This window comes from Micromonospora sp. NPDC004551, assembly GCF_040609975.1.
Taxonomy (GTDB): Bacteria; Actinomycetota; Actinomycetes; order Mycobacteriales; family Micromonosporaceae; genus Micromonospora.
Map to the genome: position 1 here is coordinate 110,515 of NZ_JBEXLM010000007.1, position 13,161 is coordinate 123,675.

Annotated in this window: 16 protein-coding genes; 7 read left to right on the forward strand and 9 right to left on the reverse strand. The window is 74.1% G+C overall.

Annotated features, from left to right (window positions below):
• The first annotated feature begins 10 nt into the window (after positions 1-10).
• Positions 11-754 carry a hypothetical protein gene (locus tag ABZW14_RS11250; RefSeq protein ID WP_355343924.1) on the forward strand — a complete coding sequence of 248 codons (744 nt, stop codon included), beginning with the start codon at positions 11-13 and terminating at the stop codon, positions 752-754.
• Positions 755-811: 57 nt separating this feature from the next.
• Here ABZW14_RS11250 and ABZW14_RS11255 read toward each other — a convergent pair whose 3' ends face one another.
• Positions 812-1,561: a lysophospholipid acyltransferase family protein gene (locus tag ABZW14_RS11255; protein WP_355343452.1), complete on the reverse strand. Its 750-nt coding sequence runs from the start codon at positions 1,559-1,561 to the stop codon at positions 812-814.
• Positions 1,562-1,672: 111 nt separating this feature from the next.
• On the opposite strand from ABZW14_RS11255, the gene ABZW14_RS11260 reads away from it, so the two are divergent.
• Complete coding sequence (locus tag ABZW14_RS11260; protein ID WP_355343455.1) at positions 1,673-2,320, forward strand: alpha/beta hydrolase; 648 nt, start codon at positions 1,673-1,675, stop codon at positions 2,318-2,320.
• A gap of 19 nt (positions 2,321-2,339) precedes the next feature.
• Positions 2,340-2,732, forward strand: a complete 393-nt coding sequence (locus ABZW14_RS11265; RefSeq protein WP_355343458.1) for a VOC family protein — start codon at positions 2,340-2,342, stop codon at positions 2,730-2,732.
• Positions 2,733-2,787: 55 nt separating this feature from the next.
• On the opposite strand, the gene ABZW14_RS11270 is transcribed toward ABZW14_RS11265, so the two are convergent.
• From ABZW14_RS11270 to ABZW14_RS11300, 7 genes are all read right to left on the reverse strand, one after another.
• Positions 2,788-4,851 (reverse strand): glycogen debranching N-terminal domain-containing protein, encoded by a 2,064-nt coding sequence (locus tag ABZW14_RS11270; protein WP_355343461.1) that lies wholly within the window; start codon positions 4,849-4,851, stop codon positions 2,788-2,790.
• Entirely contained in the window at positions 4,851-5,222 is a 372-nt protein-coding gene (locus tag ABZW14_RS11275; protein WP_355343464.1) for an SCP2 sterol-binding domain-containing protein, read from the reverse strand. Before ABZW14_RS11275 ends, ABZW14_RS11270 begins: the two co-directional genes overlap by 1 nt.
• Positions 5,223-5,386: 164 nt before the next feature.
• Positions 5,387-5,803 carry a CBS domain-containing protein gene (locus ABZW14_RS11280; RefSeq protein WP_091269704.1) on the reverse strand — a complete coding sequence of 139 codons (417 nt, stop codon included), beginning with the start codon at positions 5,801-5,803 and terminating at the stop codon, positions 5,387-5,389.
• Positions 5,804-5,879: 76 nt separating this feature from the next.
• Entirely contained in the window at positions 5,880-6,320 is a 441-nt protein-coding gene (locus ABZW14_RS11285) for a PPOX class F420-dependent oxidoreductase (RefSeq protein WP_355343467.1), read from the reverse strand.
• Positions 6,321-6,325: 5 nt separating this feature from the next.
• On the reverse strand, positions 6,326-7,351 hold the full coding sequence (locus ABZW14_RS11290; protein WP_355343470.1) for an aspartate-semialdehyde dehydrogenase: 1,026 nt from the start codon (positions 7,349-7,351) through the stop codon (positions 6,326-6,328).
• Positions 7,352-7,612: 261 nt separating this feature from the next.
• Positions 7,613-8,959: a pitrilysin family protein gene (locus ABZW14_RS11295; RefSeq protein WP_355343473.1), complete on the reverse strand. Its 1,347-nt coding sequence runs from the start codon at positions 8,957-8,959 to the stop codon at positions 7,613-7,615.
• Entirely contained in the window at positions 8,956-10,248 is a 1,293-nt protein-coding gene (locus ABZW14_RS11300) for a pitrilysin family protein (protein ID WP_355343476.1), read from the reverse strand. The genes ABZW14_RS11295 and ABZW14_RS11300 overlap by 4 nt, the downstream gene beginning before the upstream one ends.
• An 81-nt stretch (positions 10,249-10,329) precedes the next feature.
• Between ABZW14_RS11300 and ABZW14_RS11305 the strand changes: the two genes are divergently transcribed.
• The gene (locus tag ABZW14_RS11305; protein WP_355343479.1) at positions 10,330-11,052 is read left to right on the forward strand and encodes a phosphodiesterase; all 723 of its coding nucleotides are present in this window, start codon (positions 10,330-10,332) and stop codon (positions 11,050-11,052) included.
• Here the strand turns inward: ABZW14_RS11305 and ABZW14_RS11310 are convergent.
• Positions 11,019-11,234, reverse strand: a complete 216-nt coding sequence (locus ABZW14_RS11310; RefSeq protein ID WP_355343482.1) for a hypothetical protein — start codon at positions 11,232-11,234, stop codon at positions 11,019-11,021. The two genes, ABZW14_RS11305 and ABZW14_RS11310, sit on opposite strands and share 34 nt — an antisense overlap.
• Positions 11,235-11,498: 264 nt before the next feature.
• Between ABZW14_RS11310 and ABZW14_RS11315 the strand changes: the two genes are divergently transcribed.
• From ABZW14_RS11315 to ABZW14_RS11325, 3 genes are read left to right on the forward strand one after another with little or no spacing between them, the layout of a single operon-like run.
• Positions 11,499-12,584, forward strand: coding sequence for a 3-deoxy-7-phosphoheptulonate synthase (locus ABZW14_RS11315; RefSeq protein ID WP_355343485.1), 1,086 nt, complete (start codon positions 11,499-11,501; stop codon positions 12,582-12,584).
• 49 nt (positions 12,585-12,633) lie between these two features.
• A complete protein-coding gene (locus ABZW14_RS11320; protein ID WP_262284663.1) occupies positions 12,634-12,858 on the forward strand; it encodes a hypothetical protein in 225 nt (74 codons plus the stop codon).
• Between the two features lie 34 nt (positions 12,859-12,892).
• Positions 12,893-13,102 carry a hypothetical protein gene (locus ABZW14_RS11325; protein ID WP_355343488.1) on the forward strand — a complete coding sequence of 70 codons (210 nt, stop codon included), beginning with the start codon at positions 12,893-12,895 and terminating at the stop codon, positions 13,100-13,102.
• The last annotated feature ends 59 nt before the right edge of the window (positions 13,103-13,161 follow it).

Genomic DNA, 13,161 nt, shown 5'->3' on the forward strand with positions numbered 1-13,161 from the left:
GGTCGTGACCGTGCAGGAGGACGCCGCACCCTTCTTCATCGGGCCGCACCGCTTCGACGCGGATGACGATCCCACCCACCCGCTGCTCGACCGGCGTCATGCCGTGCTCCCCGAGCCGGGCGAACGCCTGCTCGGGCAGCACAGCCTGCGGGTGGCCGGTCACCTGCTCGGGCCCACCGACGACCTCCGGTCCTGGGCGCTGCCCACCCCGGCGGCGGTCACCGTGACCGACCGGCGGCTGGCGTACGTCTGCAGCGGTTCCGAGCTGTCCCTGGTTTCCGGGCGGGGCGGCCGGACGGACGCCCGGCACCGGCGCCCGGTCCGGCTGTCCCGCCTGGTCAGCGGCCAGATCCGCTGGCAGTGGCCGTCGCGGCTGGAGCTGGCCGAGAGCCCCGACGGCACCGGCGAGCTGCGGGTGGTCTGCGACGCGCTGCGCACCATCCGCCAGCCGGCGCTGGCGCTCGCCGGCCCGGTCGACCTGGTCGCCGCGCTGGCCCGGCACGTGCGCCGCTCGGTGGCCGCGTTCCGGCTGGCCCGTCCCGAACTGGTGGACCTCTCCCCGCCGGAGCGGGACACCCTGGCGATCCGGATGGGCCCGGCGCCCGGCTCGGCGCGGGGTGCCGTGACCCTGCCGGGTTCGCTCCCGGTGGAGTTCCTGTCCCGGGACGACTACTACCGCCCGGCCGTGGCGGAGCCGCCGGCGTGGCCCCGCCAGGACGTGCCGGCGCGGGACCGCCCGGGCTCCGCCTGCTGACCCGCGTTCAGCCGGCCGGCCCCGGCACCATGCGGCCGGACGCCCGGCCCCGCCGGATCAGGAGGTCGTGGTGCGGCGCCCCGGGCGGTCCAGCTCGGCGGCCTGTTCCGGGGTGGGGGCGGTGCCGCCCAGGTGGGCCGGCTGCCACCAGGCGTCCTCCGGGCCGGCGGGCCGGTCGGGATACTCCCGCTGGGCGCGATCGACCAGCGCGGTGAGCCGTGCCCGCAGCTCGGCGGTGAGGGCGTTGCCGTCCGGGTGGGCGGCCGGGTCGATGGGCTCGCCGATCAGAATCGTGATCGGGGTGTGCCGGCGGGTGAGGGTGCGCGGCCGGCCCTTGGTCCACAGCCGCTGGGTGCCCCAGAGCGCGACCGGCAGCAGCGGCACGGCCGCCTCCTGTGCCATCCGGGCCGCGCCGTTCTTCAGCTCCTTCACGGTGAAGGAGCGGCTGATCGTCGCCTCCGGGAACACGCCGACCACCTCGCCGCGCCGCAGGGCGCTCACCGCCGAGGCGTACGAGCCGGCGCCGGCGGCCCGGTTCACCGGGATGTGCTTCATGCCGCGCATCAGCGGGCCGGAGACCCGGTGCCGGAAGACCGAGTCCTTGGCCATGAACCGGACGAGCCGGCGGGACTCGTGGGCGCCGTAGCCGCAGAAGATGAAGTCGAGGTAGCTGACGTGGTTCGAGGCCAGCACCGCCCCGCCGGTGCGCGGCACGTGGTGGCTGCCGTCCACGTGCAGGCGCAGGTCGAGAGCGCGGAACATCGTCTTGGCGGCGAGGATGACGGGCGGGTACACGAGTTCCGGCATCCGCCAACTTTACCCCGAGTAGGTTACGGGACCGTAGGGGTGAGAGTCGGCTCCCTCTGCCGTCGGCAGAGGGAGTGGCGGTGGCGCGGGCACAGCGGCCAGCATGGCCGGATGACAGATCGCGCCGTACTGCTCTGGATCCACGGCGGCGGGTGGCGAGCCCGCTCCGACGAGGACGGGGCCGCCCTCGCCCCGCTCGGGCTGCGGGTGGTGCCGGCGACCTACCGCTTCGCGGCCGAGGCCCGCTGGCCGGCCCAGCTCGACGACGTACGCGCCGCGGCCCGGGCCGCCCGGGCCGCGGCGGGCGGGCTGCCGCTGCTGGTCGGCGGCGACTCGGCCGGGGCGATGCTGGCCCTGCACCTCGGCCTGCGCGGGGTGGACCGGCCGGGCGACGTCCAGGGGGTGCTGGCCTACTGGGCGCCGGTGGACCCGCTGGACCCCGAGTGGCGGCGGCTGCGCCGGCACGACGATCCCTGGGCGGACCTGCTCGGCCACCCGCCCGCCGCGGGCGACTCGGCGACCGCGGACGCCACCGTCGCCGGCCACCTGGGTTCGGGCGTACCCGTGCTGCTGGTGCAGGGCCGCGACGACGCCGCCGTGCCGGCCGCCCAGTCGGTCGGGCTGGCGGGCCGCCTGCTCGCCGCCGGGCACCCGGCGCACCTCTGGCTGACCCACGGCGGGCACGCGTTGGACCTCGCCCGGCCCGACATCCGGGCGGTCACCGCCGCGTTCCTGGACAACGTCCTGCCGCCGGCCTGAGCCGACTACGGTGCAGGGCATGCCCGACCTCACCGCGATCGTCATCCACTGCCGCGATCCCTACCTGCTCGCCCCGTTCTGGAGCGCGGTGACCGGGCTGCCCGTGGTCGAGGAGGACCGGGTCAAGCTCGGCGACCGGTCGCTGGAAACGGACGAGTCGGTGCTGCTGCGCGACCCCGCCGGCCGCCGGCCCGACGTCTGGATCAGCCCGGTCGACGACCTGCCCGGCCCCGGCCGGATCCACCTGGACCTGGTGGGCGACGCCGAGGAGCGGGCCGCCGTGCTGGAGGCGGGCGCGACGGTGGTGCGCGAGCTGCCCCGGTGGACCGTGCTGGCCGACCCGGAGGGCAACGAATTCTGCCTGCTCCCCCGCAGCGAGCCACACGGCGACACGCTGTTGCCCGGGCACTGAGCCCGCGGCGGCGCGCCGCGGGCCCCCCGGCCGGCGGCGCGCGGTGTTCCGTGACTCAGGACGCGGCCAGGTTGTCCAGGTCCAGCCGGCCCCGGGCGAAGGCGTCCACCCGCCCCCACCGGCCCGGGATGTCCAGCACCTCGATGCGTCCCATGCCGACCGGCAGCCGCGGGTCGACCGCGAGGTGCCCCTCGTGGGGCTCCAGGCCCAGCATGGTCCGGATCAGCAGCAGCGGGGTCCCGGTCGACCAGGCCTGCGGGCTGCACGCCGTCGGATACTCCACCGGGAACTTGGTCAGCTCCCGCTGGTAGCCGCCGAACGCCTCCGGCAGCCGCCCGTCGAAGTACCGCGCCGCGTCCAGGATGCCGTTGGCGATGGTGGCGGCCTCCTCGGCGAAGCCGTACCGGCGCAGGCCCCAGGCGATGAACGAGTTGTCGAACGGCCAGATCGTGCCGTTGTGGTAGCCGATCGGGTTGTAGCGGACCTCGCCCTCGGCCAGGGTGCGTACCCCCCAGCCGGAGAAGAGCCGCGGCCCGACCAGGTGCGCGGCGATCTGCTCGGCCCGGTCCTCCCGCACGATGCCGCTCCACAGCAGGTGGCCGATGTTGGAGCTGAGCACGTCGCACTGCCGGCCGTTCGGGTCGAGCCCCAGGGCGTAGAAGCCGCCGTCGGCCACCCACCAGTCCCGGTTGAACCGCTCCTTCAGGTCCGCCGCCTCGCGTTCCAGCTGGTCGGCGTACGCCGGGTCGTTCCAGAACTCCCGGGCCAGCCGGGCGGCCCGCATCTTCGCGTCGTACGCGTACCCCTGCACCTCACAGGTGGCCCGGGGGAACGGCGGCAGCGTGCCGTCGGAGTACGAGAGGGAGTCCCACGAGTCCTTCCAGCACTGGTTCTCCAGGCCGGTGTCGGTGTTGCGGCGCTCGTACCAGATGTAGCCGTTGCCGACCAGGTCGGCGTAGTCGTCGATCCACTTCAGCGCGGCCCGGCACTCCCGTTCCAGCTCCTTGACCAGCGCGACGTCGCCGCTCCACTTCTCGTACTCGTCGAGCAGCACGATGAACAGCGGCGTCGCGTCCACCGAACCGTAGTACGGCGAGTGCGGCTGCTCCTCGAAGGCGGCCGTCTCGCCGTAGCGCATTTCGTGCAGGATCCGGCCCGGGTCCTCGTCGCGGAAGTCGTCGAACCGGGTACCCTGCAACGCGCCGAGGATGCGCAGCGTCGTCTTCGACATCTCCGGCGCGAACGGCAGCGCCTGGAGGCAGGTGAAGATGCTGTCCCGGCCGAACATCGTCATGAACCACGGCAGGCCTGCGGCCGGCAGTGTCTGCCCACCGAGCGAGAGCGGCGAGAACCGCAGCGCGGCCAGGTCGATGAGGCTGCGCCGGTAGGTGGAGGCCACCTTGCCGTGCTCGCTGTTCACCTTCGGCGCCTTCGCGATCCACTGTTCCAGGTCGTGCTGGAGGGCCAGCCGCTCGGTGCCGTGCGCCCGCAGCCCCATCCGTAGGTCCCGGCCGCCCGGCCCGATCGCGTAGGTCTGCACATCTATGGACGTGTCCCACTGCTCGTTCGGTTCGAGGTGGATGCTCCAGGCGAACCCGTTGCGGTCGTAGCGGGCCGGCCGGGAGGCGGAGATGACCGTCTCGCGCCGGAAGTTGCCCCGCCGGTAGCCGAGCCGGAGCTTCTCCGGCTCGGCCTCGGAGTAGGTCTCGCCCTTCTTGTTCAGGATCTCGTCCTTGACCTGGAACAGGTCGGCGAAGTCGGCGCCCGCGTCCATCCGGATCTCCAGGTCCACCGCCTTCTCGTCGTGGTTGAGGATGGTCAGCGACTCCCGGAAGCTGCCGCCCACCGCCCGCTCCCGGATGATCGACAACTTGGCGTCGATGTAGTGCGTGGCCATACCCGGCACCAGGAAGAAGCGGGCCTCGTAGTACTGGAGGTCGTCGTAGGAGAGCGCGTTGAGGCGCTCGCCGTTGACGGTCAGCACCCACTTCGACAGGTACCTCATGTCGAGCGAGAAGAGGCCGGTCGGCTCGCTGGGCGTGGCCTCGATGTCACCGGTGTCCTCGGAGACCACGAACGTGTTGCCGTCCAGGATCCGGATGGTGTTGCTCGCGGCCATCAGGCAGCCCTCCTCTGGAACACGTGGTGCGGCCCCCGGGAGTCCGGCGGACCGGGAAAGAGCCGTTCGATCTGCAACACCAGGCGCAGGTCGCCGGAGACCGTCATGTCCCCGCGCAGCAACGCCGCGATGGTGTTCTCCTCACCGCTGACCAGCTGGCCGAACAGCCGCGGCTCGGTACCGACCACGGTGTCGGCCTCCTGGTCCTCCTGGCGGACCCGGAGGTTGCCCCGGTCGATCTCCAGCAGCCAGTGCGTGGTCTGCGGCCCCTCGTGCAGGTCGAACCGGAGGGTTCCGGAGGTCTTGGCCAGCAGCGGTTCGAACCCCCGCCGGTCCAGTTCCTCGAAGAATCTGGTGGTGGACATGTCCATCGGCCGAACTCCTCCCGCGATCCGCGGCCTCCGACGTCCGAGGACGGGTCCCCGCCGGGGTACGGGTCAACCTCGCCCGGTTCGGGTGAGGCACCCGCAGAGGGGTCCGGACACGCGAAACGCCGGCCCCCGAACCGGGGGCCGGCGTCACCGCGGCGGACGGGTCAGTTGTTCGGGTCGTCGGCGCTGACGTCCGCGAGAACGGACTGGGGCTCCCGCTCCACGGCCAGGTCACCCATCGACACCAGGCCGATGAGACGGCCGTCCTCGGTCACCGGCAACCGGCGGACCCCGTAGGTGCGCATCAGGTCGGTGGCGGCCACCGCGTCGTCGTACTGGCTGACCGTCACCACGTCCTTGCTGGTGATCTGGTCGAGCTGAGTGGTGTTGGGATCCAGGTTCTCGGCCACGCCCCGGACCGTGATGTCCCGGTCCGTGACGATGCCGACCACGTTGTCGCCATCGGTCACCACCACGTCGCCGATGGCGCTGTCGCGCATCTCCTGTGCCGCGGCGGTGAGGGTGTCGCTGCCGTTCATCGTCACCAACCGGGTCGTCATGAACTCTCCGACCGTTGTCATGGTGCTCCCCTCTCGGTGTCGGCACCGCGGTCTACCCGGTGCCGCGAACGAGGTAACGCCGGCCGGCACCCGGCGCTCAGCCCCGCGGCGGCATCCCGTAGAGCCGCTCGACGTGCAGCCGGAGCACCAGCCGGCGCTCGGCCACCATGGCCCGCCGGAAGTCGTCCCAGTCCGGGTGTTCGCCCTGCACCGCCCGGTAGAGCCCGACGAGTTCCTCGACGGTCGGGTCGTCCGGTCGCTCCGCCACCGGGGTCAGCTCGGCGCGGGCCTCCGCCACCGCGTACGCCCAACCGTCCTCGCTGCTGACGTGGAAGCTGGCCCGGGGGTCGCGGCGCAGGTTGGCGGTCTTGGCCCGGCCGTCGGTCACCGAGATCCGGATCAGCCCGGCGTCCGGATCGAAGGAGTGGACCACGGTGGACAGTTGGGGCCGGCCGTCGCGCTTCAGGGTGGCGAGCACGCCCAGCCGGCGGCTCGCCACGAGGTCGGTCAGGGCCTGCCTGGTGCGCTCGTCCGTCATTGGAGTCAGCGCCCTTCCGCCGCGACGAGTTCGGCGAGCTGCACGGCGTTGAGGGCCGCACCCTTGCGCAGGTTGTCGTTGGCGCAGAAGAGAGCCAGGCCGTGCTCGACGGTCTCGTCGGCCCGGATCCGCCCGACGTACGTCGGGTCCTGGCCGGCCGCCTGAAGCGGGGTCGGCACGTCGGAGAGCGCCACGCCCGGCGCGCCGTCGAGCAGCTCCCGGGCGCGGGCCGGGGTGATCGGGCGGGCGAAGCGGGCGTTGATCTGGAGCGAGTGGCCGGTGAAGACGGGCACCCGGACGCAGGTGCCGGACACCTTGAGCCCGGGGATCTCCAGGATCTTGCGGCTCTCGTTGCGCAGCTTCTGCTCCTCGTCGGTCTCGTCGGAGCCGTCGTCGACGATCGAGCCGGCCAGCGGGAGCACGTTGAAGGCGACCGGCCGGGCGAACGAGCGCGGCGCGGGGAACTCCACGGCCGACCCGTCGAAGGCGAGCCCGGCGGCGTGCTCGGCGACCTTGCGGACCTGCTCGTCCAGCTCGGCGACGCCGGCCAGGCCGGCCCCGGAGACCGCCTGGTAGGTGGCGACCACCAGGCTGACCAGCTCGGCCTCCTGGTGCAGCGGGCGCAGCACCGGCATGGCGGCCATGGTGGTGCAGTTCGGGTTGGCCACGATGCCCTTGGGCCGGTCGGCGATGGCGTGCGGGTTGACCTCGGCGACCACCAGCGGCACCTCGGGGTCCATCCGGAACGCGGAGGAGTTGTCGATGACGACCGCGCCGGCCTCGGCGACCCGGGGCGCGAGCTCCCGGGCGGTGCCCTTGCCCGCCGAGAAGAGCACGATGTCCAGGCCGCGGTAGTCCGCGGTGGCCGCGTCCTCCACGGTGACCTCGCCGTCGCGCCAGGGCAGCGAGCGCCCGGCCGACCGGGCCGAGGCGAACAGCCGCACCTGCTCCGCCGGGAACTCGCGCTCCGCCAGCACCTGCCGCATCACGCCACCGACCTGGCCGGTGGCCCCCACAATGCCGATCCTCATGCCCGCGAGGCTACCCAGCCGGGCGGGGCCGGTGGGAAGGCTTTCCCAGCGCGCGGGCCGCCGGCCGCCCGCGCACCCTTCGGCGATCGGCCGGTCGGTCTGCAACGACACCGTCGGGCCACGGGCCGCCGACGGAGAATCCCCGGCCGTCCGGGGCCCGGGCCGGAGCATCCGCGCCCGCGGCCCGGGCGCACGCGACCGCCGGACGCGACGGGAATCACATCCCCACGGCCGCGCCGTCGGCACCACACCGGAAGCCGGTCAGGACGTGTGGTCGACCACCTCGCCGAGCCCGGCGGCCACCAGCTCGTCCCGGATCACCGCCGAGTCGCCCTCGACGACCAGAGTGAGCGACTCCGGGTGCAGGTGGGCGGCGGCGGCCGCGGAGACCTCCTCGACGGTCGCGGCGAGCAGCGCCTCACGCAGCCGGGCGTGGTAGTCGTCCGGCAGGTCGTGCACCACCAGCGTGGTCAGCGCCGAGGCGATGGCCCGGGGGCTCTGCAGCTCGACCGAGAGCTGGCCGGCGCGCCAGGAGCGGGCCACCGCCAGCTCGTCCTCCGTGACCCCGGTCAGCTGCGTACGCGACACCTCGCCGACCGCCTCGACCAGGGCCGGCGCGGTCACCGCGGTCTGCACCCCGGAGCTGACCGCGAACCGGCCGAACCGGCGGGACGAGGCGAAGTCGCCGCGGATCCCGTACGTGTAGCCGCGCACCTCGCGGATCAGGTGGTTGAGCCGGGAGGTGAAGGCCCCACCGAGCACCGTGCCGGCCAGCGTCATGGGCACGTGGTCCGGGTGGGCGCGGTGCGGTGACGGGTGCCCGAGGCGGAGCGTGGACTGCACCGAGCCGGGACGGTCGACCAGGATGATCCGCCGGCGGTCGGACAGCGGCACCTCGATCGGGCCACCCTTGTCCGCGGCCGCGCCGCCGGCACCGGTGAACACCGTCGCGGCGAGCGCGTCCAGGTCGATCCGGTCCAGGTCGCCGGCGACGATCAGCGTGCCGGGGCGGATGAACCACTCGGAGTGGAAGACCGTCACGTCGTCCACGTCCAGGGCGGCCACGCTCTCCGGGTCGCCGTACATGGGGCGGCCCCAGCGGTTGCCCGCGCCGAACAGGTCGGCGCGCAGCACGGCGTCGGCCCGCGGGCCCGGGTTCGCCCAGTCCATCCGCAGGGCGGTCACCTCGTCGTCGCGGACCCGGCGCACGTCGGCCGGGTCCAGCTTCGGCGTGCGCACCGCCTCGGCGAGCAGTTCCACGGCAGCGCTCAGCCGGTCCACCGGCACCTGCACGCTCACCTGGAACGAGTCCCAGTCCAGGCCGGTCACCAGCTCGGTGCCGAGCGCCTCGATGGCCAGGGCGTACGCGGTGGCGTCCCGCTGCGCGGTCCCCTCCTCCAGCGCCTTGGCCAGCACCCCGCCGAGCCCCTCCTTGCCGACCGGCTCCCGGCCGGCGCCGCCGTCGAGCAGCAGCAGCGCGACGGCGAGGTTCTGCCCGGGCAGGTGCGCGGCGACGACCTGCCCGCCGGCGGCGGAGCGGCGGACCACCTGCGGGAACCGGTACGGCCGGGCGGCGCCCGGCCCGGGACGGGTGGCGATCAGCGTCATGAGGTCTCCTCGGGCAGGTAGGTGAGGGTCGCCCGGTCGGCCGCGCCGAGCAGCTCGGCGGCCTGGTCGGCGATCTGCTCGGCGGTGACGGCGAGCCAGGCGGGCAGCCGCTCGCCGGCCCGGGCCGGGTCGCCGAACTGGGTGGCGTACCGGCCGAGGGTGTCCGCGCGGCCGTCCACGGTGGACATCTGCCGCCACCACATGGTGCTCAGCAGCGCCTTGGCCCGGTCCAGCTCGGCGGCGGTCACCGGCACGGTGGCCAGCTCGTCGACCACCTCGGCGAGCCCCTCGCGCAGCCGGTCGCCGGACACCCCGGGGCGGGCCGTGGCCGTGGCGATCAGCGGCGCCGGCGCGTGCGCCAGGTCCACCCCGTACGCGCCGACCAGGTCCGGCTGGGCGATCCGCTCGCCGTCGGCGAGCCGCTGGTAGAGCCGGCTGCCCCGGCCGCTGCCCAGCACGGTGGCGAGCACGGTGGCCACGTCGTAGCCGGGGGTGCCGAACGAGTGGGTGCGGTGCGCCACGTAGACCCGGGGAGCGGGCACGTCGGCGGTGACCGTCTCCACCGCGGGCCGGCCGGTGGCCGGGACGGCGCGCCCGTCCGGGGCCGCCGGGATGTCCTCGCGCGGCGGCAGCGCGCCGAAGTACTTGTCGGCCAGTGCGAACACCTCGGCGGCCGTGGTGTCGCCGACCACGGTGAGCACCGCGTTGTTCGGCGCGTAGAAGGTGCTGTGGAACGCCTGGAAGGTGGCCAGGTCGGCGGCGTTCAGGTCGGCCATCGAGCCGATCGTGGCGTGGTGGTAGGGATGCCCCGGCGGGTAGAGCAGCGGCAGCAGCCGCAGCCAGGCGTCGCCGTACGGCACGTTCTCGTAGCGCTGGCGGCGCTCGTTCTTCACCACGTCCCGCTGGTTGTCCAGCGTCTCCTGGGTCAGCGCCGGCACCAGGCCGCCCATCCGGTCGGCCTCCAGCCAGAGCGCCAGCTCCAGGTGCTCGGCCGGGACGGTCTCGAAGTAGTTGGTCCGGTCCGGGTTGGTGGTGGCGTTGAGCGAGCCGCCGGAGCCCTGGATGAGCCGCATGTGCTCGGTCTTCGCCACGTTGACCGAGCCCTCGAACATCAGGTGCTCGAAGAGGTGGGCGAAGCCGGTCTGGCCCTCGGGCTCGTGCCGGGAGCCCACGTCGTACCAGAGGTTCACGGCGACCGCGGGGGCGGTGCGGTCCTCGCTCACCACCACGCGCAGACCGTTGTCCAGTCGGGTCGTCTCGATCGGCCAGGGGTAACCGCTGTCGGGCATGGCACGACGCTATCCGATCTCGCGGGTGGAAAGGTGACGTGCGGGGAGCATCGTCGCCGCGCGCCGGGGTACTCGCCGGGCATGTCCTCCCCCCCATCGGCCGCGGTCGAACGTGCCGCCGCCACGCTGGCCCGGCTCCGGCGGGGCCGGCTGCTGCACCCCGCCGGCCGCACCTTCTCCGCCGAGGTCCTCATCTGGGGTACGCCGGGCCCGCCGGCCGGTGTGCCGCTGCTCGACCTGCCCGGCCGGTGGCCGGCGACGGTCCGCCTGTCCAAGGGCGTGCCGACACCGGGAAGCTGGCCGGACGTGCTGGGGGTGGGGATCCGGCTGCACCGCGACCCGGAGCCGCCGGTGGACCTGCTCGCCAGTTCGAGCGGTGCGGCACCGGTGCTGCGCCACCTGCCGCTGCCCCGGCGCGGCTTCACCGGGACGTACACCTCGATCATGTCCTTCCGCGCGGGCCGGCGGCGGCTGTACCTGGCCGTGCTGGGCGACCCGGAGTCGCCGGAGCTGGGCCGTGGCCTGGCCGGGCTCCCGGCGGTGGCCGGCGACGACGGGCCGCGGCTGGTACTGGCGGTGGCCTCCGCGGTCGGGCCGTGGCGGCCGTTCGGCGAGGTGCGCCTGGAGGGCCGGCGCGGCGCCCGGGAGGACGCCGCGCTGGCCTTCGACCCGATCGGCAACGTGCCGCCGGGCCTGCGGGTGGCCGGGCCGCTCGCCTGGTTGCGGGCGACCACCTACCGGGGTTCCCGCCGGGCCCGCGGCGCCGCCGCTCAGTCGGGGGGCTCGACGGGGGTGACGGTCTGATCGGAGGTCCGGTGCTCCAGCACCGTGTCCGGGGCGGCGTTCCGGTCCTCCTCCCGGATGTCCGATTCGGTGAGGATCGCGTCGGCCTGCGCCTCCGGATCCTCGCTGCCCGCCGCCGCCTCCTCGGGCAGCAGGTGGGCGCGGGACTCGATCCGCTCCTGGTCGCTCTGGTCGTGACTCATGCCGTCCCCCATACCCCCGCCGGGCGTGGCGTACCCGACGAGCGGGTGGGACGCGCTCCGCCCGTCGGGTACGCTGACGGGCGTGACGCGGTCGTATCGATGGTTTAGGCAGCCGGCTGGAGGAGCCGGTGACTCGACCATGAGCTGACGTCACTTCCTCTTAGAGCCGGCCGGGCAGGGATGATTCCCTGCCCTTTCGCGTACGAGCAGCCGGCTCGATCCCGGGCGCCGGCCCCGGGCACGGTCGGCGGAAGGAACCCCACCGTGACGACCCCGGACGCCCATCGGGTCATCGACCAGCGGATCGACCGTGTCGTGCCGCTGACCACCCCGGCCCTGCTGCACCACCACCTGCCCCTGGAGGACGCCCTGGCCGAGGCCGTGGTGGCCGGCCGGCGTGCCGTCGGCCGGGTGCTGGACCGGGCCGACGACCGGCTGCTGGTCGTGGTCGGCCCGTGCTCGGTGCACGACCCCGCCGCCGCCCTGGAGTACGCGGGCCGGCTGCGCGAGCTGGCCGACCGGCTCGCCGACGACCTGCTCGTGGTGATGCGGGTCTACTTCGAGAAGCCGCGCTCGACCGTGGGCTGGAAGGGCCTGATCAACGACCCTGGCCTGGACGGCTCGGGCGACGTGAACACCGGGCTGCGGACCGCCCGGGCGCTCCTGCTCGACGTGCTGCGGCTGGGCCTGCCGGTGGGCTGCGAGTTCCTCGACCCGATCACCCCGCAGTACATCGCGGACACGGTGGCCTGGGGCGCGATCGGTGCGCGGACGGTGGAGAGCCAGGTGCACCGCCAGCTCGCCTCCGGCCTGTCCATGCCGATCGGCATGAAGAACCGCCCCGACGGCAGCATCGCCACGGCGGTGGACGCGATCCGGGCGGCCGGCGTGCCGCACGTCTTTCCCGGCATCGACGTCTCCGGCACCCCGGCGATCATGCACACCCGGGGCAACGCCGACGGGCACCTGGTGCTGCGCGGCGGCGGTGGCCGGCCCAACTACGACGCGGATTCGGTGGCGGGGGCGCTGGACCTGCTGCGCGCGGCGGGACTGCCCGAGCGCGTGGTGGTCGACGCGAGCCACGCCAACAGCGGCAAGGACCACCGCAACCAGCCGCTGGTCGCGGCCGACGTGGCCGCCCAGCTCGCCGCCGGCCAGCGCGGCATCGTCGGCATCATGCTGGAGAGCTTCCTCCAGCCGGGCCGCCAGGACCTGGACCCCACCCGCAGCCTGGAGTACGGCAAGTCGGTGACCGACGCCTGCATCGGCTGGGACACCACGGCCGAGGTCCTCGCCCACCTGGCTGAGGCCGTGCGCACCCGCCGCGCCACCCTCCCCACCCCCGCGTGAGCGGCGGCTGGGGACGTTTGACCGATTCGGGCCCGGGTAGCTGGTCGGCGTGACCGACGACGCGCCCGTGACCGAGCAGCCGGACACCCGGCAGCTCGACGAACTGCTCGACGACATCTTCCGGGGCCAGGAGCGGATGAGCCAGGCGGACATCTACCGAAGGGCGGTGGCGGCCGAGCTCCCCGCCGACCTGCTGTCCCGGATCGACGCGCTGCCCGAGGGCGAGTACGCGGTCGACGAGGCGGCCGACCTGCTCGGCGGGACGGTGGCCTGAGCCCGGCCGGCCTGAGGACGGAGAGGACAGCGCAATGACCGACCGCAACGAGGAACACGAGCACCCCCCGGCGCTCGGCCAGCCACCGGAGGGCACGGACACGCTGCCGGATCCCGACTTCGCCGGCGAGCACGACGAGACCGCGGTCTCCGACGACGTCATCACCGGCGAGGACCGCGACGAGCGGGAACCGGAGGCGTCGCGGGGCTGGGCCGGCGAGGACCACGGCACCACCCCCACCTGACCGGACGGGAGCGGAGAGAGGACCGGCGCAGCGCGCCGGCCCTCTTCGTCTTCGTGCGG